At 53.2% G+C, this 22,398-nt stretch carries 26 protein-coding genes and 1 riboswitch; of the genes, 14 read left to right on the top strand and 12 right to left on the bottom strand.

What is annotated here, in order from left to right; genetic code table 11:
- Positions 1-4: 4 nt before the first annotated feature.
- From OGY71_RS01600 to pduF, 12 genes are all read right to left on the bottom strand, one after another.
- Complete coding sequence (locus tag OGY71_RS01600) at positions 5-790, bottom strand: cobalt-precorrin-6A reductase (RefSeq protein WP_191222413.1); 786 nt, start codon at positions 788-790, stop codon at positions 5-7.
- A complete protein-coding gene (locus tag OGY71_RS01595; protein WP_003030278.1) occupies positions 787-1,512 on the bottom strand; it encodes a precorrin-3B C(17)-methyltransferase in 726 nt (241 codons plus the stop codon). Before OGY71_RS01595 ends, OGY71_RS01600 begins: the two co-directional genes overlap by 4 nt.
- Positions 1,512-2,567, bottom strand: coding sequence for a cobalt-precorrin 5A hydrolase (cbiG, locus tag OGY71_RS01590; RefSeq protein ID WP_003834107.1), 1,056 nt, complete (start codon positions 2,565-2,567; stop codon positions 1,512-1,514). The genes OGY71_RS01595 and cbiG overlap by 1 nt, the downstream gene beginning before the upstream one ends.
- On the bottom strand, positions 2,548-3,321 hold the full coding sequence (locus OGY71_RS01585) for a cobalt-precorrin-4 methyltransferase (protein WP_003030275.1): 774 nt from the start codon (positions 3,319-3,321) through the stop codon (positions 2,548-2,550). Before OGY71_RS01585 ends, cbiG begins: the two co-directional genes overlap by 20 nt.
- Complete coding sequence (locus OGY71_RS01580; RefSeq protein WP_003834109.1) at positions 3,314-3,883, bottom strand: decarboxylating cobalt-precorrin-6B (C(15))-methyltransferase; 570 nt, start codon at positions 3,881-3,883, stop codon at positions 3,314-3,316. Before OGY71_RS01580 ends, OGY71_RS01585 begins: the two co-directional genes overlap by 8 nt.
- On the bottom strand, positions 3,873-4,478 hold the full coding sequence (locus OGY71_RS01575; protein ID WP_003834111.1) for a cobalt-precorrin-7 (C(5))-methyltransferase: 606 nt from the start codon (positions 4,476-4,478) through the stop codon (positions 3,873-3,875). The genes OGY71_RS01580 and OGY71_RS01575 overlap by 11 nt, the downstream gene beginning before the upstream one ends.
- On the bottom strand, positions 4,472-5,608 hold the full coding sequence (cbiD, locus tag OGY71_RS01570) for a cobalt-precorrin-5B (C(1))-methyltransferase CbiD (RefSeq protein WP_003834113.1): 1,137 nt from the start codon (positions 5,606-5,608) through the stop codon (positions 4,472-4,474). Before cbiD ends, OGY71_RS01575 begins: the two co-directional genes overlap by 7 nt.
- Positions 5,605-6,237, bottom strand: coding sequence for a cobalt-precorrin-8 methylmutase (locus OGY71_RS01565; RefSeq protein WP_003834115.1), 633 nt, complete (start codon positions 6,235-6,237; stop codon positions 5,605-5,607). Before OGY71_RS01565 ends, cbiD begins: the two co-directional genes overlap by 4 nt.
- A gap of 10 nt (positions 6,238-6,247) precedes the next feature.
- Positions 6,248-7,207, bottom strand: a complete 960-nt coding sequence (gene cbiB / locus OGY71_RS01560) for an adenosylcobinamide-phosphate synthase CbiB (RefSeq protein WP_003834117.1) — start codon at positions 7,205-7,207, stop codon at positions 6,248-6,250.
- The gene (locus tag OGY71_RS01555) at positions 7,204-8,583 is read right to left on the bottom strand and encodes a cobyrinic acid a,c-diamide synthase CobB (protein ID WP_003834119.1); all 1,380 of its coding nucleotides are present in this window, start codon (positions 8,581-8,583) and stop codon (positions 7,204-7,206) included. The genes cbiB and OGY71_RS01555 overlap by 4 nt, the downstream gene beginning before the upstream one ends.
- Positions 8,584-8,671: 88 nt before the next feature.
- A riboswitch (cobalamin riboswitch) is annotated at positions 8,672-8,846 on the bottom strand.
- Between the two features lie 332 nt (positions 8,847-9,178).
- Positions 9,179-10,090 carry a transcriptional regulator PocR gene (gene pocR / locus OGY71_RS01550; protein WP_003834122.1) on the bottom strand — a complete coding sequence of 304 codons (912 nt, stop codon included), beginning with the start codon at positions 10,088-10,090 and terminating at the stop codon, positions 9,179-9,181.
- A gap of 203 nt (positions 10,091-10,293) precedes the next feature.
- Entirely contained in the window at positions 10,294-11,103 is an 810-nt protein-coding gene (pduF, locus tag OGY71_RS01545; protein WP_003030258.1) for a propanediol diffusion facilitator PduF, read from the bottom strand.
- Between the two features lie 525 nt (positions 11,104-11,628).
- Between pduF and pduA the strand changes: the two genes are divergently transcribed.
- The 14 genes from pduA to pduP are packed head-to-tail and all read left to right on the top strand — an operon-like array spanning position 11,629 to position 22,392.
- A complete protein-coding gene (gene pduA / locus OGY71_RS01540) occupies positions 11,629-11,910 on the top strand; it encodes a propanediol utilization microcompartment protein PduA (protein WP_003030255.1) in 282 nt (93 codons plus the stop codon).
- The gene (gene pduB / locus OGY71_RS01535) at positions 11,910-12,722 is read left to right on the top strand and encodes a propanediol utilization microcompartment protein PduB (protein ID WP_003834129.1); all 813 of its coding nucleotides are present in this window, start codon (positions 11,910-11,912) and stop codon (positions 12,720-12,722) included. Before pduA ends, pduB begins: the two co-directional genes overlap by 1 nt.
- 18 nt (positions 12,723-12,740) lie before the next feature.
- Positions 12,741-14,405 (top strand): propanediol dehydratase large subunit PduC, encoded by a 1,665-nt coding sequence (pduC, locus tag OGY71_RS01530; RefSeq protein WP_003030249.1) that lies wholly within the window; start codon positions 12,741-12,743, stop codon positions 14,403-14,405.
- Positions 14,406-14,415: 10 nt separating this feature from the next.
- The gene (gene pduD / locus OGY71_RS01525; protein WP_003834131.1) at positions 14,416-15,090 is read left to right on the top strand and encodes a propanediol dehydratase medium subunit PduD; all 675 of its coding nucleotides are present in this window, start codon (positions 14,416-14,418) and stop codon (positions 15,088-15,090) included.
- Between the two features lie 14 nt (positions 15,091-15,104).
- Positions 15,105-15,623 (top strand): propanediol dehydratase small subunit PduE, encoded by a 519-nt coding sequence (gene pduE, locus OGY71_RS01520; RefSeq protein ID WP_003834133.1) that lies wholly within the window; start codon positions 15,105-15,107, stop codon positions 15,621-15,623.
- 15 nt (positions 15,624-15,638) lie between these two features.
- Positions 15,639-17,471, top strand: coding sequence for a diol dehydratase reactivase subunit alpha (locus OGY71_RS01515; RefSeq protein WP_003839013.1), 1,833 nt, complete (start codon positions 15,639-15,641; stop codon positions 17,469-17,471).
- Positions 17,461-17,811 (top strand): glycerol dehydratase reactivase beta/small subunit family protein, encoded by a 351-nt coding sequence (locus OGY71_RS01510; RefSeq protein ID WP_111465407.1) that lies wholly within the window; start codon positions 17,461-17,463, stop codon positions 17,809-17,811. Before OGY71_RS01515 ends, OGY71_RS01510 begins: the two co-directional genes overlap by 11 nt.
- A 19-nt stretch (positions 17,812-17,830) precedes the next feature.
- Positions 17,831-18,106 (top strand): propanediol utilization microcompartment protein PduJ, encoded by a 276-nt coding sequence (pduJ, locus tag OGY71_RS01505; protein WP_001057752.1) that lies wholly within the window; start codon positions 17,831-17,833, stop codon positions 18,104-18,106.
- A gap of 24 nt (positions 18,107-18,130) precedes the next feature.
- The gene (locus OGY71_RS01500; RefSeq protein WP_148361809.1) at positions 18,131-18,595 is read left to right on the top strand and encodes a BMC domain-containing protein; all 465 of its coding nucleotides are present in this window, start codon (positions 18,131-18,133) and stop codon (positions 18,593-18,595) included.
- Positions 18,595-19,227 (top strand): phosphate propanoyltransferase, encoded by a 633-nt coding sequence (locus OGY71_RS01495; protein WP_008785145.1) that lies wholly within the window; start codon positions 18,595-18,597, stop codon positions 19,225-19,227. The genes OGY71_RS01500 and OGY71_RS01495 overlap by 1 nt, the downstream gene beginning before the upstream one ends.
- Positions 19,224-19,715 carry a microcompartment protein PduM gene (gene pduM, locus OGY71_RS01490; protein ID WP_191222412.1) on the top strand — a complete coding sequence of 164 codons (492 nt, stop codon included), beginning with the start codon at positions 19,224-19,226 and terminating at the stop codon, positions 19,713-19,715. The genes OGY71_RS01495 and pduM overlap by 4 nt, the downstream gene beginning before the upstream one ends.
- Before the next feature lie 3 nt (positions 19,716-19,718).
- Positions 19,719-19,994 (top strand): EutN/CcmL family microcompartment protein, encoded by a 276-nt coding sequence (locus OGY71_RS01485; RefSeq protein WP_003030211.1) that lies wholly within the window; start codon positions 19,719-19,721, stop codon positions 19,992-19,994.
- An 8-nt stretch (positions 19,995-20,002) separates the two neighbouring features.
- Positions 20,003-21,010: a two-domain cob(I)yrinic acid a,c-diamide adenosyltransferase PduO gene (pduO, locus tag OGY71_RS01480; protein ID WP_191222411.1), complete on the top strand. Its 1,008-nt coding sequence runs from the start codon at positions 20,003-20,005 to the stop codon at positions 21,008-21,010.
- Positions 21,007-22,392, top strand: coding sequence for a CoA-acylating propionaldehyde dehydrogenase PduP (pduP, locus tag OGY71_RS01475; RefSeq protein ID WP_063940453.1), 1,386 nt, complete (start codon positions 21,007-21,009; stop codon positions 22,390-22,392). The genes pduO and pduP overlap by 4 nt, the downstream gene beginning before the upstream one ends.
- Positions 22,393-22,398 lie beyond the last annotated feature (6 nt).

The following is a 22,398-nucleotide window of genomic DNA, read 5'->3' as shown; positions in this document are numbered from 1 at the left end:
CTCCTTAAGCAGCGGCCAGCCAGCGCGTTAAACGCGCCCCAAAGGCGGCCTGACTTTCCAGTAACTCTTCTCCCGTCACCAACGGTGCCGGACGTGTAATCACGATGCAGGGGATACCGGCATCCAGACAGGGTTGAACTTTTTCCTGATAACCACCTTCAGCGCCTGAAGCCTTAGAGATCACCACATCAGCCTGACACTGGCGATAAAACGCGGCATTGAACTCGGCGCTAAACGGCCCGCACAGTGCGAAGATTTCACCGACGCCAAATCCCAGATCCGCGCATTGCTGAATGACCTCAGGTACAGGCAGAACGCGCGCCAGCAGCGTTTTTTCAGGCAACCCTTCGCGCCAGATGGCCAGATCTTTACTGCCGGTCGTCAGCAGCACACGATCGCCGAAGCGTCGCGCCACCTCACAGGCTTGCGGAATGCTTTGTACGGTATACAGGTGCGGGTGAGTTAACCCACTCAACTGCTCAGGGCGCTGGTAGCGGCTTAGCAGTACGCCCGCCGCTTCGCAGGCGCTCATGATGTTGCGGCTCACCACCTCGGCGTACGGATGCGAGGCATCGATCACCCAGCGCGTCCGATTTTCCTGTAGCCAGGCAATCATTTGTTCGCGCTCCAGACGCCCGCAGCGCACCAGGCCTTTGATGTCTCCCGCCAGTTGTTTCCCTGTTGGGGTTGCAACTGACAGGGTGTAGGCCACGTTTGCCGCATCCAGTTGCTGGCACAGCATGCGCGCATCGCTCGTACCGCCCATGACCAGCACATCACCGTAATTCACAGCACATAACCTCGTGGCGTGATCATCAGGCCGTCCTGAACATAGGTTGTTTTGTTACCCACGATCACAAGGCTGGTCATATCAACCGGTTCGAAATCCATTTCACCGAGCGTGGTTAACCATTTTTCCTGCTTTTTACGTCCGGCAGACTTCACAATACCAACCGGCGTTTGCGCGCTTTTGCTGGCGGAAAGCAGCTCAAATGCGCGCGCCAGATGACCTTCGCGACCCCGACTGCGCGGGTTGTAGAAACAGATAACAAAGTCTGCCTCACCGGCGGCAACGATGCGTTTTTCAATAACCGGCCATGGCGTTAACAGATCGCTTAAGCTGATGTGGCAGAAGTCGTGCATCAGCGGCGCGCCCAGCAAAGAGGCCGCGGCAATACTAGCGGTCATGCCAGGTATTAGCCTGACCTCAACATCCAGCTTTTGCTTGCTGACCAGTTCGAGCACCAGCCCGGCCATACCGTAAATCCCCGCGTCACCGCTACTGATCAGCGCCACGTTATGACCCGCCTGTGCCAGTTCGATCGCCGCCTGGCAGCGTTCAATCTCTTTGCACATTCCGGTTTTGATCACCTGCTTGTCACCCGTGAACGCTTTTACCAGATGGGTGTAGGTTTTATAGCCAACGATGATTTCCGCTGCCTGCAGTGCTTCAACGGCTTCCATGGTCATCATTGCCTGCGAGCCAGGGCCAATTCCAATTACGCTTAACATCAGTGTGAAACTCCCAAAGTGATGGTGACGCCCTGTTCTCGCAGGGTCTCGCCTAACAGTTTTCCGTGGCTCAACAGCCAGGCTGCAGGACCGGAAACGCTTCCTGTACCTACCGTTTTGCGAACAAACGATGAGGCCGGAAAACGGTGCTCATGCTCACGCAGCGCGTCAGCGGTAAAGGTTTCGAAAGGAACGCGACAGCACGAAGCCAGTTGGATAAGTCCCTGTTCATCTTTTTTCAGCGTGATGCTGCCAATCGCTTTTAGCGCCAACGGATCGAGCTGTTGAGCTTCAAGTTGCCGGGCAAGCAGCGCAGCCAGCAGAGGGAACGGCGTATCACGGCGACAGCCAATTCCGGCCACAACCCGCTGTGGCACCAACTTCCAGTGCGGAACAGGCAGGTCAGGTAAATTGGTGCGTAAGGTGATGCACACCAACGCATCCAGTTCAGGGAGCTGGTTAAGATCGGTAACCGTAATAAATCCGCGCCGGTCGCAATGGCTGACATCCTGCGTCAGTTCGTCATCCCACCACAGACCAACCCGTTTATTGCTGACCAGCATCTGATTCACGATCTTCACCGCCGAACGGAAATCACTCATCCGGGCATTCAGTTGAAATGCCAGCGTATCCAGTGCCGCCATATCGTTCACATCCGTCGCGGTAGTGATAACCGGGTCAGCGCCCAACATGCCCGCCAGATAACGCGCCAACGCATTGGCACCGCCCGCGTGGCCGGAGAGCAGGCTGATGACATGCTGGGCACGTTCATCAATGACCACCACTGCCGGATCGCAGAATTTGTCATTGACCAGCGGGGCCAGTACGCGGACCGCAATGCCGGTCGCACCGATAAAAATCAGCGCCGAGTAATTCGTAAACGCTTCGCGGGCGGTATTCGCAAAACCGTTTTCAAAGGGAATAAACCCCTCCTCCAGCAGCTTTTCACTGGTAAAACAGGTAACCGGCAGCATGGCTGCCAGACGTTTCGCCAGCACAACGCCACCAGGAGTCAGGCAAAAAAGCGCAATTGACTCAGGCTTTACGGTATTCATGGCTAAAGTCCGCCGCATAGAGTTTGGAGTAGTGATACTCCGAGCCCAGGAAATTACCGACCAGAATAAGGGCCGTTTTACGGATGCCCGCATCGCGAACCTTGTCGCCAATATCCGCCAGGGTCCCGCGCACAGTCTGGCTTTCCGGCCAGGTCGCTTTATAGATCACCGCCACGGGCGTGGTCGCCGGATAGCCGCCTTCAATCAGACGCTCAGCCACCCGATGAATGCGCTGGACGGAAAGATAAATCGCCATAGATGTCTGGTGACTGGCAAAAGACTCCAACTGTTCACGTTCCGGTACCGGGGTGCGGCCTTCCAGGCGCGTAATGATCAGACTCTGTGAAACTTCAGGTACGGTGTACTCCACACCCAGCTCCGCCGCCGCGCCGAGGAACGCGCTGACGCCAGGCACCACCTGCCAGTCAATCCCGCGTTTGGTCAGCTCCTCACCCTGCTCGCGTACGGAACCGTACAACGAGACATCGCCGGTTTGCAGGCGCACAACGGTCTTGCCCGCTTTCACTCCAGCTTCCATCAGATCAAGGATCTGCTCCAGATGCAGTTCAGCGCTGTCGTGACATTCAGCACCGGCAGGGCAATACTCCAGCAGTTCAGTGTTAATCAGCGATCCGGCGTAGATAACAACCTGCGCCTGCTGCAGCAACCGGTAACCTTTGAGGGTAATCAGCTCGCGATCGCCAGGACCTGCGCCAACAAACCACACGCTACGGGGATCAAAAATCTCAGACATGGTTTCCTTCCTTCTGACAGGCGATAACAAATACGGGGTTATTCGGTTTGAAATAGTGACCACTGCCAAGCGTGGCAAGCGAGGAAACCTGTAACTGCAGGCAATCCACTCCCTGTACGCCAAGATGGTCCAGATGTGCCAGCGCGGTGTTGAGGTTTTCCTGGAGGATAAACGTCATCACCAAACGCCCTGCGGGATGCAATTGGCGCATCGACCAGTCAATCAGTTCGGTCAAATGGCCGCCGCTGCCGCCCATGAAGATGGCATCGGCTTTTTCCGTGATGGTCATGGGTGCAACACCGGGAAAAATATCGATATTTGCGCAGGCAAAATGCTGGCGGTTTTCATCCAGCAACCTAAGCGCCGCCGGGTTACGTTCGATGGCCGTTACACGTAATCCGGGATATTGCAACGCCGCCTCTATCGACACACTGCCGGTTCCGGCACCAATATCAATCAGGTGACTGGCGCGGTGTAATTCAAGTTTTGAGAGGGCAAGTGCGCGTACCGCTTCTTTAGTCATCGGCACTTTCTCTCCACGCAGAAACAGCTCATCTTTCATCAAGGATCACCACTGCATTCATGTCATAGTCAGCGTTAACTTCACGCACAGGCAGGAAATGGATCTGTTCGTTTTCCATCGCCAGGTTTTCGCCAATCACCATCCAGCGATGCCCCTTGCCTCGGGCAATGAGCTGCTGTGCGATTTCACGCGGGCCACACAGCGCATCAGTCACCATCGCCACCTTGTTATGCCGCGCCAGCTCGTCGAAACAGACGCTGCGGCCATGGCTACTGGTCAGCCACATATCGTTCATATCAATACCGGACTGCGCGCACAGGTACTGCACCGCGCTAATACCGGGAATTATCCGCACGTTCTCAATGCCAAAATGCGCCACCATGCGCGTCCCGATGCCGTAAAACAGCGGGTCGCCAGACGCCAGTACCACAACATGCTTCTCCTGGTGCGCACTAATCCAGCTCAGGAGTTCCGGGATATTGGCGCCAAGAGCAAACTGTTCACCGGCAAAATCCGGGAATTGCTGCAAATGCCGCTTTCCACCGACCAGAACATCCGCCGTCGCGACCGCTTCACGCGCCGCAGGCGTCATCAAATGCAAACCGGCTGGCCCCATCCCTACAACGGTTAACATTGCATCTCCTCAGCAATCTCTGCGACCGGGCGATTACTGCCAAGCACCTGATTATCAAAAGAAAACATGATAGCGTCGCAGGTCGGGGGATTTTTGGTAAAGCGCAGCGTTTGCAGGACACGCATACAGATGCGCTTAGCCAGGTGGTTATAAATGTGCTGAAAACCGTATGCGTCGATGTGTTCCATCGCCGCCTCGGTGGTATCGCAGTCGCTGACCAGCGTCAGCAGTTCCAGCGGTGCGCCAAGTAGCGCGAGGTGGGCCACCAGCGTTTCCATGCGGGCATCGGCAATATGGCTATGAGTGTGGAAGATCCCCGCCGCGATTTTGACGAGCTTACCGGGGTGCCCCACCAGCACGATTTGCCGGAACCCCAGACGTACGGCTTCTTCAATCATGTAACCGACAAAGTTGCTCATGGTGACCACAACCTGGGTGTCGATACCCATCTGCTCGCGAACAAAACGCTCGCCGTGGTTTCCAGGCACCAGTACGACACGCTCCAGCCCCGCCGCCCGCTTAATTTCCAGCTCCAGCGACAGTGAACGCTTCCAGCTCTCTTCCGACATCGGCGTGACAATACCCGTGGTGCCAATAATCGAAATGCCGCCCAAAATGCCAAGGCGCGAGTTGTAGGTTTTTTGCGCCCGTTCTTCGCCTTCTGGCGCGAAGATTTCAATCTGCGCCCCACGATTTGGGCCAATCGCTTCGCGGACGGCAGATTCAATGGTCTGGCGAGGTGTACGGTTAATCGCCGAACTGCCCACCGGCAGGCCAATCCCTTTGCGGGTTACCGTACCGACCCCTTCACCGCCCTGTAAGGCAATCACGCCACTATCGTCTAACGTCACGCGGGCAAAAATCAGCATGCCGTGGGTGGCGTCCACATCATCTCCACCGTCTTTGCGGATGGCCGCTATTGCCTGCTGCCCTTCGATATGCGGTGACTCCACGCTCAGGCACAGCGTCACCCCGGAAGGCGTCACGATGGAAACCTGATGGATGAGGTGTTGGCGCAATACCATCAACGCGGCAACTTTTGCCGCTGCCGTGGCGCACGATCCCGTGGTATATCCTTTACGCAGCGCTTTACCGTTGTGCCACACCGGCGTATCGAAGGCCTCGCTCATCGCGCCCCCTGCATGTGATAAAGCATGGCGTTGACGATAGCGGCGGCGACATTGCTTCCCCCTTTGCGGCCTAACGCTGCAATGGCGGGCAAATTGCTTTGGGTCAGGGCATCTTTCGACTCTTCAGCACCAACGAACCCGACCGGTACACCCACCACACCGCTGACGGCAACATCATGCTCAAGCAGGCGGAACAGCGCAGTCGGCGCGTTGCCAAAGACAAACAGCTTTTCCCCCTCTTCCTTCACCGCAATGTCAACGGCCGCCATGGACCGGGTAATACCCTGCTCTTTTGCCGTACGCACAACCCGCGGGTCGCTGATGTAGCAGCGGCATTCACCGCCGAATTTTGCCAGCAGCGTTTTATTGATCCCGGAAAGCGCCATCGTGGTGTCGGTATAAATCACGCTCGAACGGCTAAGCGCAGCACAAAACTGCTCCAGCACATCACGGGAAAACCACAGAATGTCCAGCCAGTCAAAATCTGCCGTCGTGTGAATAACACGCTTGATAATGGCTTCATGTAACGGACTGGCAAACTGATAGTCCGGACGCGTTTCACGGATGATCTCGCCAATAATGTCGAAACTTTTGGCTTCAATCGCCTGGGGTTGCTGGATATATTGCATTATGTTGTCCTCAGGCTACACCGACCCACAGCCACCGCAGCGCAATAAACAGCGCCAGTGCCAGCGTCGATGCCACCCACATCAGTCGAATCGTATGGGAAATGTCGTCTACCGAAATGTCGCGTTGAGCATCACCGATCCACGGTTTCTCAACGCGCTCGCCAAAGTAGTCATTAGGACCACCCAGACGAATGCCTAATGCCCCGGCTACGGATGCCTCTGACCACGCACAGTTTGGGCTGCTGTGGTTGTAGCGATCGCGCCAGCCAATCTGTAAAGCTCGCGAGCCGTCTTTACGGCATAAAAATGCCGCCACGCCCAGCAACAGCCAGCTCAGTCTTGCAGGAATAAAGTTCGCAACATCGTCCAGACGCGCGCTGACCATACCAATAGCGCGGTATTTTTCATGTTTGTAGCCCACCATGGAGTCAAGGGTGTTTACCGCTTTGTAGGCCATCGCCAGGGGCGCACCGCCGAGGAGGAGAAAGAACAACGGCGCGATAATGCCGTCTACGGTGTTTTCAGCCACGGTTTCCACCACCGCGCGATTGATCTGCTGCGGTTGCAGTTGTGAGGTGTCACGCCCCACAATCCATGACAATTTTTCCCGACTCTGAGCAAGGTCACCGGCCCGCAGCGGACGTTCGACATCCTGCGCGGCCTTTGCCAGGCAGCGCCCGGCCAGCACGGTAAAGATCATCCATACCTCTACCACCCAACCCAACCAGGGATGAACAGATTCTGCCAGTGCCAGCACGCCCCAGGACACAGCCCAGGTCAGACCAACCACCACAATCCACATCACCGCACCGCCAATGCGCAGCGCACGGTCGCTATGACAGTAACGCCGAACAATTCGCTGCACGGCAGAAATCAGATTGCCAATCCAGCGCACCGGATGCGGCCAGTTCTGCGGATCGCCGATGATAAAATCAAGCAGCCAGGCAACACACCACGCAAGGATCGTCATAGCGCACTCCTCGCGGCTGCCAGCCAATGGTTAAGCATCTGCGGACGTTGAGCAAAATGAACGTGTAGATAGCTGGCGAAGGTGTTTCCGACCTGCCAGCCGCCGGACCAGGCTTGCAGCGTTTTACCATCGCGCACTTTGCGACAGTTCATCACCGCTGGCGTTTCAGGAGTAAAATCAGAGTAGTGGAATTCATGTCCGCGCAGCACTTCACCTTCTGCAGCTAACAATGTTTGCTGCGCGGCCTGCGCTTCGCAGTAGCCAAATCGGGTCAGACGTTTCCCCATTTTGCTGTGGCCGGGAATGATATCCGCCATCAGCCAGGTATCGCCGTTGCTGTCCTCAAGCGAACTGCCGAGATACATCAGCCCCCCGCACTCTGCATAAATCGCGACGCCACGTTGATGTGCCTCTCGCAGTTGATTCAGCATCGAGACATTGCGAGCCAGCGCCGCAGCGTGTAGCTCAGGATATCCGCCACCTAACCAAATCATCTGACAGTCCGGCAAACAGGTGTCGTGCAACGGGCTAAAACGAACAATATTTAGCCCCGTACGTTCCAGCAGCGTAATGTTATCCGGGTAGTAGAAGTTGAAGGCTTCGTCATCGGCAATTGCAACCGTTAGCCCTGCTCCGGCGTCTGCGGCGGGCAGCGTTGGCCATTCGCCAGCAGGAAGATTGGTTGACTGGCTTAATGTCAGCAGCGCGTCAATATCAAGGGTTTGCTCCAGTGTCGCGGCAAAAGCCTGCCACGGTTGCTGATTGATAACCGACTCACGTGCGGTTACTAAACCCAGATGACGTTCGGGAAGGGCAACGCCCTCCATACGGGGTACGTAGCCCAAGACGGGTACATCGCAGTAACGTTCGATTGCGACTTTCAGTAACTGGTAATGCGTTTCGCTGTTAACCCGATTAACAATAACCCCGGCGATGTTCAGGGTGGGATCAAAATGCTGAAACCCCATTACCGTTGCGGCGATTGAAGTGGAAACGGCTTTACCATCAACCAGTAAGATGATCGGACAGCCTAACTGTTTAGCCATCGCGGCGGTGCTGCAGTAGTTTGGGTCGGTACCATAGCCGTCATACAGCCCCATCACACCTTCAATAACGGCAATATCCGCATGTTGCATCTGCTCGTTGAATAGAGCGTTCAGCGTGGGGACGGGAAGCATGAAGCTATCAAGATTGCGGGAAGCGGTACCGCATACCGCTGTATGCCAGCCGGTATCAAGGTAATCAGGACCTACTTTGCAAGGCTGGACGCGCAAACCGCGTTTTTTCAACAAGCTCAACAAGCCCAGCGTCACCGTGGTTTTACCACAGCCGCTTCCGGTACCTGCAAGAACAAATGCGTGAAAATTGGCCGCCATACCCTGATCCTGTTCAGGGTGGTAGGGGTGTAGAGATACCCAGTCTCTCGACTGTATGCATCTGAACCACCCACTTCCCACCGAAGTTGTTGGTAGTCACTGACAGGCAGGTCTTCTGGCTTAGCGTCATCCTCACCCGTCCTTCCCAATCTTGCGATCAGTGGTCCATACGGGGTCGTCAGCATCACAGCAGCGGGGGCTGCGGGGGATTCTCACCCCCTTCCCTACCACAAATGTGGCAAACCTGTCAGTTCAAGAGCCTGGTTAATTAAGCTCTCTGTTATGAGGTAATTTCACAACCTCATGACAATAATTCAATTTAATATCTTTCCGAGTTCATTCAGCCAATTTTCTGGCCTTAACCCACTTATTCATACGTTCACTTTTTGAATGAAAGTATCAGCTAAGAATAAAGAAAGTCATTCGCGCAGACACTGTATCTCATCACAAAAATAAAAACTGGTGCAGTTTATCCCTCTAATACCATTATTTTGTTGCGCTATGACAATTTATTGACTGCTGTTGTCACATTTCATTTTATAATGACTGACATAGCACCCGATATCAAAAATCGGCAATAGCAAAATATTGCTATTTAAGCGGATTCACCGCGTGAAATGACATTTATTTGCTGGCGAAATGCCTGCGGCGTAACCTGATAGGTCTGGCGGAAAACTTTGCAAAAATAACTTGTTTGCGAAAAGCCTAAATTACGCGCAATGCTGGCTATGCTCCAGTCACTGTGACAAAGCAGCTCTTTGGCACTGGCCATTCTTTGCTGGTTTACCCATGCGTTAAAACCAATACCCTGATATTTTTTGAACAATTTGCTGAAATAGTACGGGCTAAGGAAAACATGAGAGGCAACATCTTCCAGACGCAGATCGTCTGATAAATGTGCATCAATATAGCGCAGGGCTTTTTTCATTTTACTGTCATGAGGGTTGGTACTACGGTTAGCGCGTACCGGCTCTGACTGCTGCGGGTTATCTTTGATAACAACAAAATTAAGTTGTTTCTTAAGGCAATTTTCGACGATGAGCTTGAGTAAATCCGCTGAAGCAATGACTCGAGAATAGTCCATTTCAGGTACATTACGGAACTCGTTTACCAGTTCGGGATCGGCTTGCCAGCGGTCATCGACGTTCAGAATATCAACGAGGCCTACATCGTTACTTAAGCGTACTTGTCCACAAAGCACGAACCCTACCAGGTGTCCCGCGATGACCAGCGGAATTGAGAAATCGGTAAGCCCGGCATGGCAGCGATAAATGCAGGGTTGATCGGATTTAGAGGCTTCCAACCCTCCACAGCGGTCGCTCATACGACAACGCGTACTATGCTGAGGATGCTGGCGCATCAACTGGCAAAAAGGAGTGAAATTAAAAAGCTCAGAAATTTCATCACCGTGAATATTGACAACCACAACAGCCAGACTGGTGGCCTGTGCAAAATCCTGTGCGATTTTATTAATGAGTTCTGAGTTCAGGGCACTCGCAGAAATCATGATAAAACCTCTCAGTTAATTTATTGTTATAAATAAAACATATTATTCACACATTCATTTTCATCTCGCGATCCGGCGCGCTGATGAAAGTCAGCATTGAACATAACAAAAGTCTCCCATTGTTGGGAGACTTTTTAAGCCGTTCAGGAAACCGGATCACGAAAACAGTTTTTACCTTTCAATAATAAACATCTTTCGTGAAGCTAGCTCTCGTTTTCCTCCAACTTACACGAATTACACGGTAAATTTTTGCCAATAAAATAACGATAAATTGCTGCGCCCGCACAGGCGCCGATGATGGGAGCCACAATCGGCACAATAAAATATGGGATATCACGCCCACCTGTCATCGCAACATCACCCCACCCGGCCATCCAGGCAAACAATTTAGGACCAAAATCACGTGCCGGGTTCATCGCAAAGCCGGTAAGTGGACCGGTTGATGCGCCGATAACAGCAACCAGAATACCAATCAGCAGTGGTGCTAACGGGCCTTTGGGAACACCGTTACCGTCGTCCGTTAGCGCCATAATCATCCCCATCAGAATGGAGGTAATCACCACTTCGACCAGTGCGGCCTGCCAGACACTCAGTGCGGCGGCAGGATACGTACTAAAAATGCTGGCAAGTTGCAGGCTTTCCAGACTGCCGCGTACCATTTGGTGGGCTGATTCATACTCAATAAATAAGCTGCCGTACAACAAATAGGCCAGCATAGCGCCACCAAAGGCACCCGCTATCTGAGCGACAGAATAAGGCAGTACTTTACGCCCCGGAAAACAGGCAAACAACCAAAGTGCGATGGTAATCGCGGGGTTGAGATGGGCCCCAGAAATCCCGGCTGTCAGGTAAACTGCAAGCGAGATCCCCAAGCCCCATATGATGCAGATCTCCCACAATCCCAAACTGGCACCCGCGACCTTCAGGGCGCTCAGGCACCCAATACCAAAAAACAAAAATAGTCCGGTACCCAAAAACTCAGCAATACATTGCGCTCTTAGTGAATCGTTCATTGTGACACCTTCTAAGCAGAGTTCGTGTCTTTACCAGCGGACTCCTTGCTGGCAGGAAGATTACTTCAAGGCTTACTATAAAAATCTGTATCGGCAAATTGTTGGCAATCTGCAAGCGACATGCCCTTAAAAATCGTGTTGTGATAGCAAATTCTTGCCATCACCTTTAATAAAGCAGGCGGTAAAACGAGGATTTACCCTATTAAAAGTACATTTTCAAAATAATAAAATATTGCGAACAGCAGAATTCCATTTTCAAACGATCATCACAATTTCATTTTTCTCGCATAGCAAATGATATTTAAACTGTCACTCGGAAAAGTGTAAATATGGAATTAACATAACCAAATAGTCACATTGCTAAAACCAAAAATAATCAATAAAAACAAATTGTTATAATTGTGCATAGCAATTTTATCTCACCATAACCCCACTATTTTTTCACTCTTACTTTCAACTCAGCCATTCTTTTTCCTCGCTTCTTTTTATAGTCATGAAAATCGGGACAACCCAGGCGAGGTCTTTATGCAACAAGAAGCGTTAGGAATGGTAGAAACCAAAGGCTTAACTGCAGCCATAGAGGCCGCAGATGCAATGGTGAAGTCAGCCAATGTAATGCTGGTCGGCTACGAAAAAATTGGTTCGGGGCTGGTAACAGTCATTGTTCGTGGCGATGTCGGCGCAGTCAAAGCAGCAACAGATGCAGGTGCCGCCGCAGCCCGTAATGTGGGAGAAGTGAAAGCCGTACACGTCATCCCACGCCCGCATACCGATGTAGAAAAAATCTTACCGAAGGGAATTAGCTAATGAGCAGCAATGAGCTGGTTGAACAGATCATGGCGCAGGTGATTGCTCGCGTGGCAACGCCGGAACAGCAGGCTATCCCTGAAAATAATCCTCCAACACGAGAAACGGCTATGGCAGAGAAAAGCTGCAGTTTAACGGAGTTTGTCGGTACCGCGATTGGCGACACCGTCGGTCTGGTAATCGCCAACGTAGACAGCGCCCTACTGGACGCAATGAAACTTGAAAAACGGTATCGCTCCATTGGCATCCTTGGCGCCCGTACTGGCGCAGGCCCGCACATCATGGCCGCCGATGAAGCGGTAAAAGCCACCAATACTGAAGTCGTCAGTATTGAGTTACCACGTGATACCAAAGGCGGCGCAGGTCATGGCTCGCTGATTATTCTTGGCGGCAACGATGTTTCCGACGTGAAACGCGGCATTGAAGTCGCACTGAAAGAACTGGATCGCACCTTTGGCGATGTTTATGCCAATGAAGCGGGTCACATCGAAATGCAGTACACCGCACGCGCCAGCTACGCACTTGAAAAAGCCTTTGGCGCACCGATTGGCCGTGCCTGTGGCGTTATCGTCGGCGCGCCGGCATCCGTTGGTGTCCTGATGGCCGATACGGCCCTGAAATCAGCCAACGTGGAAGTTGTGGCCTACAGCTCCCCTGCCCATGGCACCAGCTTCAGTAACGAAGCCATTCTGGTTATTTCGGGTGACTCTGGCGCTGTTCGTCAGGCCGTTATCTCCGCCCGTGAAATCGGTAAAACCGTACTCGGGACCCTCGGCTCAGAGCCGAAAAACGATCGTCCGTCCTACATCTGATATCAGTGAGGCTGATTCATGAGATCGAAAAGATTTGAAGCACTGGCGAAGCGCCCTGTGAATCAGGATGGTTTCGTTAAGGAGTGGATCGAAGAAGGCTTCATTGCGATGGAAAGCCCGAACGACCCCAAACCGTCGATTAAAATCGTCAACGGTACAGTCACTGAACTGGACGGTAAATCCGCCAGTGAATTTGACTTAATCGACCATTTCATTGCCCGCTACGGCATTAACCTGGCGCGCGCTGAAGAAGTCATGGCGATGGATTCGGTCAAACTGGCCAATATGCTTTGCGACCCTAACGTGAAGCGCAAAGACATAGTGCCGCTGACCACCGCAATGACGCCGGCAAAAATTGTCGAAGTGGTGTCCCATATGAACGTCGTTGAGATGATGATGGCGATGCAGAAAATGCGTGCTCGTCGTACACCCTCTCAACAAGCGCACGTCACTAACGTCAAAGATAACCCGGTGCAGATTGCCGCTGATGCCGCTGAAGGCGCATGGCGCGGGTTTGACGAACAGGAAACAACCGTTGCCGTTGCACGTTATGCGCCATTTAACGCCATTGCGCTGTTAGTCGGCTCGCAGGTTGGACGCCCTGGCGTATTAACCCAGTGCTCGCTGGAAGAAGCTACCGAACTTAAACTCGGCATGCTAGGCCACACCTGCTACGCGGAAACCATCTCCGTCTATGGTACTGAACCCGTCTTTACCGACGGCGATGACACGCCATGGTCGAAAGGCTTCCTCGCCTCGTCCTATGCATCCCGTGGTCTGAAAATGCGCTTTACCTCCGGCTCTGGCTCAGAAGTTCAGATGGGTTACGCCGAAGGCAAATCGATGCTTTATCTGGAAGCCCGCTGCATTTACATCACCAAAGCGGCGGGCGTACAGGGCCTGCAAAACGGTTCAGTAAGCTGCATCGGTGTCCCTTCCGCCGTGCCGTCAGGCATTCGTGCAGTGTTGGCTGAAAACCTGATTTGTTCCTCTCTGGATCTGGAATGCGCCTCCAGCAACGACCAAACCTTTACCCACTCGGATATGCGTCGTACTGCGCGTCTGCTGATGCAGTTCCTGCCGGGTACTGACTTCATTTCTTCTGGTTATTCCGCGGTGCCGAACTACGACAACATGTTTGCGGGTTCGAACGAGGATGCTGAAGATTTTGACGACTACAACGTTCTTCAGCGCGACCTGAAAGTAGACGGTGGTCTGCGTCCGGTTCGTGAAGAAGATGTTATCGCCATTCGTAACAAAGCGGCACGTGCGCTGCAGGCCGTCTTTGCCGGGATGGGATTACCACCAATAACTGATGAAGAAGTGGAAGCTGCGACCTACGCCCACGGTTCGAAAGATATGCCGGAACGTAACATCGTTGAAGACATCAAGTTTGCACAAGAGATCATCAATAAAAACCGTAACGGTCTGGAAGTGGTGAAAGCCCTTGCTCAGGGCGGATTTACCGATGTCGCTCAGGACATGCTCAACATCCAGAAAGCCAAGTTAACCGGGGATTACCTGCATACCTCCGCCATTATCGTTGGCGACGGACAGGTGCTATCCGCTGTCAATGATGTTAACGACTATGCCGGTCCGGCAACAGGTTATCGCCTGCAGGGCGAACGCTGGGAAGAGATCAAAAACATCCCTGGCGCACTTGATCCCAACGAGCTTGGCTAAGGGGTGAAAAATGGAAATTAATGAAAAACTGCTGCGCCAGATAATTGAAGATGTGTTGTCTGAAATGCAGACCAGCGACAAACCCGTCTCTTTCCGCGCATCTACAGCGGCAAGCGCACCTCAGGCTGCGGCGACACAGGGAGACAGCTTTCTGACCGAGATTGGTGAAGCCAAACAAGGCCAGCAACAGGACGAAGTGATTATTGCCGTAGGGCCGGCGTTCGGGCTCTCGCAAACCGTCAATATCGTAGGGATCCCGCATAAGAATATCTTGCGCGAAGTGATTGCCGGTATTGAAGAAGAAGGCATTAAAGCGCGCGTTATCCGCTGCTTTAAATCCTCCGATGTGGCGTTTGTCGCCGTTGAGGGGAACCGTCTGAGCGGTTCCGGGATCTCTATCGGCATCCAGTCAAAAGGTACCACGGTTATCCACCAGCAGGGGTTACCGCCGCTTTCAAACCTGGAGCTGTTCCCTCAGGCACCGCTTCTGACGCTGGAAACCTATCGTCAGATCGGTAAAAACGCCGCGCGTTATGCCAAGCGTGAATCTCCGCAACCGGTCCCTACTTTGAATGACCAGATGGCCCGTCCTAAGTACCAGGCGAAATCAGCCATTCTGCACATTAAAGAGACCAAATACGTTGTGACAGGCAAAAACCCGCAGGAACTGCGCGTGGCGCTTTGATAAAGGATACCTCCATGAATACCGACGCAATTGAATCGATGGTTCGGGATGTGTTGAGCCGGATGAACAGCCTGCAAGGCGAGTCCGCGACTCCGCCCGCGGTGAGTTCATCAGCACATACCGCGAAAGTCACGGATTACCCTCTCGCGAATAAACATCCTGAGTGGGTAAAAACTGCGACCAACAAAACGCTGGACGACTTCACGCTTGAAAATGTTCTGAGCAACAAAGTGACCGCGCAGGACATGCGCATCACCCCAGAAACACTGCGCCTGCAGGCGGAAATCGCCAAAGATGCCGGACGTGACAGGCTGGCGATGAACTTCGAGCGCGCAGCCGAGCTAACCGCTGTTCCTGACGATCGCATTCTTGAGATCTACAACGCGCTGCGCCCGTACCGCTCAACAAAAGATGAGCTGATGGCTATCGCCGACGATCTCGAAAATCGTTATCAGGCAAAAATCTGTGCAGCTTTCGTTCGTGAAGCGGCAGCGCTGTACGTTGAGCGTAAAAAACTCAAAGGCGACGACTAACTCAGGGAAAGGATCATGCGATATATAGCTGGCATTGACATAGGCAACTCATCAACGGAAGTCGCTCTGGCTACTCTCGATGAGTCTGGCGTGCTGAGCATCACCGGCAGCGCGCTGGCAGAAACCACCGGAATTAAGGGCACATTACGTAATGTGTTTGGCATTCAGGAGGCCCTTACGCTGGCGGCAAAAAACGCCGGTATCAATGTCAGTGATATTTCGCTCATCCGTATTAACGAAGCCACCCCGGTCATTGGCGATGTGGCGATGGAAACAATAACCGAAACCATCATCACTGAATCCACCATGATCGGCCATAACCCTAAAACACCGGGCGGTGTCGGGTTAGGCGTGGGCGTCACTATTACGCCGGAAGACCTTCTCAGTCGCCCGGCGGATACGCCCTATATTCTGGTGGTGTCATCGGCATTTGATTTCGCCGATGTCGCTACGATGATTAATGCCTCCGTCCGTGCTGGATACCAGTTGACAGGTGTTATTTTACAACAGGACGATGGCGTGTTGGTCAGCAATCGTCTGACTCACCCCCTGCCCATCGTCGATGAAGTCCTTCATATCGACCGTATCCCGTTGGGGATGCTGGCTGCCATTGAGGTCGCTGTACCAGGAAAGGTCATTGAAACCCTTTCTAACCCCTACGGCATTGCAACTGTCTTTGGCCTCAATGCCGATGAGACTAAAAACATTGTTCCGATGGCACGGGCGCTGATCGGCAACCGTTCAGCCGTGGTGGTGAAAACGCCGTCAGGTGATGTGAAAGCGCGAGCGATTCCTGCCGGAAATCTGGAGCTACAGTCTCAAGGTCGTACCGTACGGGTCGACGTTGCCGCGGGCGCCGAAGCGATTATGAAAGCGGTTGGTGAATGCCCAAAACTGGATAACGTTACCGGAGAAGCTGGCACCAATATTGGCGGCATGCTGGAGCATGTGCGCCAGACGATGGCTGAATTAACCAACAAACCCAGTCATGAAATTTTTATTCAGGATCTGCTGGCGGTCGATACCTCGGTTCCCGTCAGCGTGACGGGTGGACTTGCAGGTGAGTTCTCACTGGAACAGGCTGTCGGCATAGCCTCCATGGTGAAATCAGACCGCCTGCAAATGGCGATGATTGCACAAGAGATCACGCAAAAGCTCAACATTGACGTCCAGGTTGGCGGGGCCGAAGCCGAAGCTGCCATTCTGGGAGCCTTAACAACTCCGGGCACAACACGACCACTGGCTATTCTGGATCTCGGCGCGGGTTCAACCGACGCTTCTATCATCAATCCTAAGGGCGAAATTATTGCCACGCACCTGGCAGGCGCAGGCGATATGGTCACGATGATCATTGCCCGTGAACTGGGTCTGGATGACCGTTATCTCGCTGAAGAGATTAAAAAGTATCCGTTGGCGAAAGTTGAGAGCTTGTTCCACCTTCGCCACGAAGACGGCAGCGTTCAGTTCTTCCCTACGCCTCTCCCACCAACGGTTTTTGCGCGCGTGTGCGTAGTGAAACCCGATGAACTGGTGCCACTGCCTGGTGAACTGGCGCTGGAGAAAGTACGGGCCATTCGTCGAAGCGCCAAGGAGCGCGTTTTCGTTACTAACGCACTCAGAGCGCTACGTCAGGTCAGTCCGACCGGGAACATTCGGGATATTCCCTTTGTGGTGCTGGTTGGCGGCTCATCTCTGGATTTTGAAGTTCCACAGCTGGTCACCGATGCTCTGGCGCATTATCGACTGGTTGCCGGGCGCGGCAACATTCGTGGTACCGAAGGTCCGCGCAATGCGGTTGCGACAGGACTGATTCTCTCCTGGCATAAGGCATTCGCTCATGGAAAGTAATCTCACCACACCAGCCATCGTTATCTTCACCAGTGCTGACTGCGCTGACGTCTGGAATGACGTACTGCTGGGTATTGAAGAAGAAGGGATCCCCTTTGTGATTCAGGAGAGTGGCTCAGCTGACGTTATCCACAACGCATGGTTGGCCGCCTGCCAGTCTCCATTGCTGGTCGGTATTGGCTGTAGCCGCGAAAAACTGGTCGTGCACTACAAAAACTTACCCACGTCAGCACCACTTTTTACGCTGACGTATCAACAAAATAGCCACGATCGCCGCAGCATTGGTAACAACGCTGCGCGGCTGGTTAAAGGCATTCCGTTCCGGGAATGCCACTCATAACCCATAGGAGAAAAGCAGTATGAATAACGCACTGGGACTGGTTGAAACAAAAGGGCTTGTCGGCGCTATTGAAGCCGCTGATGCCATGGTGAAATCCGCAAACGTGCAGTTGGTTGGTTACGAAAAAATCGGCTCTGGCCTTATCACCGTTATGGTTCGCGGTGATGTCGGCGCGGTGAAAGCAGCCGTAGATGCTGGAAGCGCAGCCGCAAGCGCCGTTGGTGAGGTGAAATCCTGCCACGTTATCCCGCGTCCGCACAGCGACGTTGAAGCCATTTTACCTAAATCCGCATAAGTCGTTGCAACCAAGGAGCACAGCGTGAAGCAATCACTGGGATTACTTGAAGTTAGTGGTCTGGCATTAGCCATCAGTTGCGCGGACGTCATGGCGAAAGCCGCCTCCATCACGCTGGTGGGCCTCGAAAAAACCAACGGCTCAGGCTGGACGGTGATCAAGATAATCGGGGATGTGGCCTCCGTCCAGGCGGCCATTTCCACCGGTGTCAGTTTCGCTGACCAGCGAGATGGACTGGTGGCTCACAAAGTCATTTCCAGACCCGGGGACGGGATCCTGTCGCATAGCGTTGCCCTGGAGCCTGAGCCAACGCCAGAACCCATACCAGCCGTACCGCATGAAGAGATATTTGTAGTCCATGATGTACCCGAAGCCCCGCAAGATGCAGAGTTGATTAGCTGCAATTTGTGTCTTGATCCTGCCTGCCCTCGCCAAAAAGGCGAGCCGCGCACGCTTTGTCTTCACTCTGGCAAACGAGGTGAAGCGTAATGGATAAACAGCAACTGGAGACCACTGTCGCTAAGGTTCTGGATGAAATGCGCGAGCGCCCGATTCCGCTGGGGATCTCTAATCGTCATATTCATCTGTGCGCTGAAGATTACGGTCGCTTGTTTCCCAATCACCCCATTAGTGAGAAAAAAGGGCTATTGCAGCCAGGACAATATGCAGCAGAGCAGACTGTCACGCTGGTGGGGCCAAAAGGTCAGTTAAAAAATGTGCGTTTACTCGGCCCGCTGCGCAGTACCAGCCAGGTCGAAATTTCTCGTACCGACGCCCGCACGTTGGGAATTGCTGCTCCGCTGCGGATGTCGGGCAATATTCAGGGCACACCCGGTGTTCGTCTCGTCAGCCCATTTGCTGAACTGGACTTAGCATCTGGGGTGATCGTCGCCCAACGGCATATCCATATGTCGCCGCTTGATGCTCTGATTCTGCGGGTTTCCCATGGTGATAAAGTCTCGGTCGCCATTAATGGCGATGAACGTCGACTGATTTTCGATAACGTCGCCGTACGCGTTTCGCCGGATATGCGCCTCGAAATGCATATCGATACAGACGAAGCCAATGCTGCAGGCGCTGATAATCCCCAGGCATTCGCCACACTGGTGACCTCACGATGAACAACGAACTGCTGCAACGCATTATCGAGGAGGTTGTTTCCCGATTAAAAAAACGCGCGGAAAGCACGCTCACTCTTAGCGTCGCGCAGTTACGGGAAATCGATTCACGGACAGTATGCTGCCAGTACTCGTCGGTCCATCTCCAGCAAGTGGACCTGCCATTACTGGAGCAAATTGCCGAAGGCTGCCCAGCCAACATGTCGGTGGTAACGATTCACGACGCACTGGCATGCGGAGTCCGCGTGAAAATTTCACTACAAAACCGATTGTTACCCGCAATCCCCGTGAAAAAACTCGCACGTCTGCCGCTGGAGTTCAATGACGAACGGGGACGAATCATCTTTTTGCATCCTGAGAAGCTTCTCAGCTATGCCGACGTCGCCCAATTAAGGGATGGCGTACTGGTGTTGCGCCGTCGGTGTGTCGTGACGGCTCTGGCTCAGGAAGCAGTCAGTCTGCGAAATGTCCAACTAATTAAGCAGGAGTGAGCTATGCATCTGGCACGGGTTACAGGCGTTGTGGTTTCCACGCAAAAATCCCCATCACTGGTGGGAAAAAAACTGTTGCTGGTACGTCGGGTAAGTGCTGACGGAGAGCTTCCTGCGTCCCCTGTGAGTGGAGATGAAGTCGCTGTTGATTCTGTCGGCGCGGGAACTGGCGAACTGGTATTACTCAGCAGCGGCTCCAGCGCCAGACACGTTTTTTCTGGCCCTAATGAGGCCATCGATCTGGCTATCGTCGGCATTGTCGACACGCTTTCTCGTTAGGAGGAATTATGGCGATTTATACCCGTACTGGTGATGCCGGAACAACAGCCCTCTTTACCGGACAGCGCGTGAGCAAAACGCATCCACGCGTGGAAGCCTACGGTACGCTGGACGAACTGAATGCGGCGCTAAGTCTGTGCATTTGTGCAGCGAAAAACCCGCAGCACTGGCAGTTACTTGAAAATATCCAGCTGCAGCTTTTTTGGTTCAGCGCCGAACTGGCAAGCGAAAGCGAAGAACCAACGCCAGAGCAGCGCTACATCAGCTCAGAAGAAATTGCAGCACTGGAAGCGGCCATCGATACCGCAATGGGAAGAGTACCGCCCCTGCGCAGCTTTATTCTACCTGGCCGCAGCGAAGCCGCCAGCCGACTGCACTTTGCCCGTACGCTGGCACGCCGTGCAGAGAGACGACTGGTCGAGCTCTCCACCGAGATATCCGTCAGACACGTGCTGATGCGTTATATCAATCGCCTGTCCGACTGCTTATATGCGCTTGCACGAGCAGAAGATCATGACGCCCATCAAAACGACATCATTCAGAAAGTGGCTGAGCGCTATCTCGCTGTCGTTCAAGCACCAGCCATAAAGGAGCCGACTATGTCTCTGTCTTTTCAGGAGCTCCACCAACTCACTCGCGCTGCGGTGACGAGAGCAGAAGAACTTCAGGTTCCGGTCGTCATAAGCATTGTTGATGCGAACGGGACCCAAATGGTGACCTGGCGCATGCCTGACGCATTACTCGTGAGTAGCGAACTGGCACCCAAAAAAGCCTGGACTGCCGTGGCGATGAAAACCGCCACACATGAGCTGACATCGGCAGTGCAACCCGGCGCTGCGCTTTACGGTCTGGAAAGCCATATGCAGGGAAAAGTCGTCACCTTCGGTGGCGGGTACGCATTATGGCGTGAGGGTTTACTCCTCGGGGGTCTTGGCATCAGCGGAGGAAGCGTTGAACAGGATATGGACATTGCAGAAACGGCCATTGCGGCGATTAACGTGAGAACACATCAATGAATACTTCAGAACTTGAAACCCTTATTCGTAACATTTTGAGTGAGCAACTCGCCCCGGCAAAAGCAGAAGTTAAGGGTAACGGTATTTTTCCGTCCGTTGGCGAAGCGATCGATGCCGCGCATCAGGCTTTTCTGCGTTACCAGCAATGTCCATTGAAAACCCGCAGCGCCATCATAAACGCCCTACGCGAAGAACTGACGCCTCATCTTGCTTCACTGGCCGCTGAGAGCGCAGCTGAAACAGGAATGGGCAACAAAGAGGATAAATTCCTCAAGAATAAAGCTGCGCTGGACAACACTCCAGGAATCGAAGATCTCACTACCACGGCGCTAACCGGCGATGGCGGCATGGTGTTATTCGAGTATTCACCGTTTGGCGTGATTGGTTCTGTCGCCCCCAGTACTAACCCGACAGAGACCATTATTAACAACAGCATCAGCATGCTGGCGGCAGGGAATAGCGTTTATTTCAGTCCGCATCCGGGTGCTAAAAAGGTTTCACTCAAGCTGATTGCCATGATTGAAGATATTGCTTTCCGTTGCTGCGGAATTCGTAATCTTGTCGTCACGGTCACAGAACCCACTTTTGAGGCTACCCAGCAGATGATGGCGCACCCTAAAATCGCAGTTCTGGCGATTACCGGTGGCCCAGGCATTGTTGCTATGGGCATGAAAAGCGGGAAAAAAGTCATCGGCGCAGGCGCAGGAAATCCACCCTGCATTGTTGATGAAACAGCCGACCTGGTTAAGGCGGCGGAAGATATCATCAATGGCGCATCCTTTGATTACAACCTCCCCTGCATTGCTGAGAAGAGCCTGATTGTTGTTGATGCCGTTGCCGAACGACTGGTTCAACAGATGCAGTCTTTTGGTGCGATGCTTCTCAATAGCGAAGAGGTAGACAAACTGCGTGCTGTCTGTCTACCAGAAGGCATAGCCAATAAAAAACTGGTGGGTAAAAGCCCGGCAACCTTACTGGAAGCAGCAGGAATACCGGTTCCGGCAAAAGCACCTCGATTACTGACAGGCATCGTCAAGGCTGACGACCCGTGGGTTACCAGCGAGCAATTAATGCCAATGCTCCCCGTCGTAACAGTGAGCGATTTTGACAGTGCATTAACGTTGGCCCTGGAGGTTGAAGAGGGATTGCATCACACCGCCATTATGCATTCGCAAAATGTGTCACGTTTGAACCTTGCCGCGCGCACGCTTCAGACCTCCATCTTTGTGAAAAATGGCCCCTCTTACGCCGGGATTGGCGTTGGTGGTGAAGGCTTTACCACCTTCACTATTGCGACGCCAACCGGTGAAGGAACAACATCTGCGCGCACTTTCGCACGCTCTCGTCGTTGCGTGCTGACAAACGGTTTTTCTATTCGTTAATGGGGC

It is taken from the genome of Citrobacter sp. Cpo109, assembly GCF_030332565.1.
GTDB lineage: Bacteria > Pseudomonadota > Gammaproteobacteria > Enterobacterales > Enterobacteriaceae > Citrobacter > Citrobacter portucalensis.
Note: the sequence above shows the minus strand (reverse complement) of the source record. Positions and strands in the feature narration are given on the sequence as shown.

What these genes read in the sequence shown, in the direction of transcription:
- OGY71_RS01595 (WP_003030278.1), bottom strand. Translation starts at nt 1,512, where the DNA reads ATGTTAAGCGTAATTGGAATTGGCCCTGGCTCGCAGGCAATGATGACC.
- cbiG (WP_003834107.1), bottom strand. Translation starts at nt 2,567, where the DNA reads ATGAATACCGTAAAGCCTGAGTCAATTGCGCTTTTTTGCCTGACTCCT.
- OGY71_RS01585 (WP_003030275.1), bottom strand. Translation starts at nt 3,321, where the DNA reads ATGTCTGAGATTTTTGATCCCCGTAGCGTGTGGTTTGTTGGCGCAGGT.
- OGY71_RS01580 (WP_003834109.1), bottom strand. Translation starts at nt 3,883, where the DNA reads ATGAAAGATGAGCTGTTTCTGCGTGGAGAGAAAGTGCCGATGACTAAA.
- OGY71_RS01575 (WP_003834111.1), bottom strand. Translation starts at nt 4,478, where the DNA reads ATGTTAACCGTTGTAGGGATGGGGCCAGCCGGTTTGCATTTGATGACG.
- cbiD (WP_003834113.1), bottom strand. Translation starts at nt 5,608, where the DNA reads ATGAGCGAGGCCTTCGATACGCCGGTGTGGCACAACGGTAAAGCGCTG.
- OGY71_RS01565 (WP_003834115.1), bottom strand. Translation starts at nt 6,237, where the DNA reads ATGCAATATATCCAGCAACCCCAGGCGATTGAAGCCAAAAGTTTCGAC.
- cbiB (WP_003834117.1), bottom strand. Translation starts at nt 7,207, where the DNA reads ATGACGATCCTTGCGTGGTGTGTTGCCTGGCTGCTTGATTTTATCATC.
- OGY71_RS01555 (WP_003834119.1), bottom strand. Translation starts at nt 8,583, where the DNA reads ATGGCGGCCAATTTTCACGCATTTGTTCTTGCAGGTACCGGAAGCGGC.
- pocR (WP_003834122.1), bottom strand. Translation starts at nt 10,090, where the DNA reads ATGATTTCTGCGAGTGCCCTGAACTCAGAACTCATTAATAAAATCGCA.
- pduF (WP_003030258.1), bottom strand. Translation starts at nt 11,103, where the DNA reads ATGAACGATTCACTAAGAGCGCAATGTATTGCTGAGTTTTTGGGTACC.
- pduA (WP_003030255.1), top strand. Translation starts at nt 11,629, where the DNA reads ATGCAACAAGAAGCGTTAGGAATGGTAGAAACCAAAGGCTTAACTGCA.
- pduB (WP_003834129.1), top strand. Translation starts at nt 11,910, where the DNA reads ATGAGCAGCAATGAGCTGGTTGAACAGATCATGGCGCAGGTGATTGCT.
- pduC (WP_003030249.1), top strand. Translation starts at nt 12,741, where the DNA reads ATGAGATCGAAAAGATTTGAAGCACTGGCGAAGCGCCCTGTGAATCAG.
- pduD (WP_003834131.1), top strand. Translation starts at nt 14,416, where the DNA reads ATGGAAATTAATGAAAAACTGCTGCGCCAGATAATTGAAGATGTGTTG.
- pduE (WP_003834133.1), top strand. Translation starts at nt 15,105, where the DNA reads ATGAATACCGACGCAATTGAATCGATGGTTCGGGATGTGTTGAGCCGG.
- OGY71_RS01515 (WP_003839013.1), top strand. Translation starts at nt 15,639, where the DNA reads ATGCGATATATAGCTGGCATTGACATAGGCAACTCATCAACGGAAGTC.
- OGY71_RS01510 (WP_111465407.1), top strand. Translation starts at nt 17,461, where the DNA reads ATGGAAAGTAATCTCACCACACCAGCCATCGTTATCTTCACCAGTGCT.
- pduJ (WP_001057752.1), top strand. Translation starts at nt 17,831, where the DNA reads ATGAATAACGCACTGGGACTGGTTGAAACAAAAGGGCTTGTCGGCGCT.
- OGY71_RS01495 (WP_008785145.1), top strand. Translation starts at nt 18,595, where the DNA reads ATGGATAAACAGCAACTGGAGACCACTGTCGCTAAGGTTCTGGATGAA.
- pduM (WP_191222412.1), top strand. Translation starts at nt 19,224, where the DNA reads ATGAACAACGAACTGCTGCAACGCATTATCGAGGAGGTTGTTTCCCGA.
- OGY71_RS01485 (WP_003030211.1), top strand. Translation starts at nt 19,719, where the DNA reads ATGCATCTGGCACGGGTTACAGGCGTTGTGGTTTCCACGCAAAAATCC.
- pduO (WP_191222411.1), top strand. Translation starts at nt 20,003, where the DNA reads ATGGCGATTTATACCCGTACTGGTGATGCCGGAACAACAGCCCTCTTT.
- pduP (WP_063940453.1), top strand. Translation starts at nt 21,007, where the DNA reads ATGAATACTTCAGAACTTGAAACCCTTATTCGTAACATTTTGAGTGAG.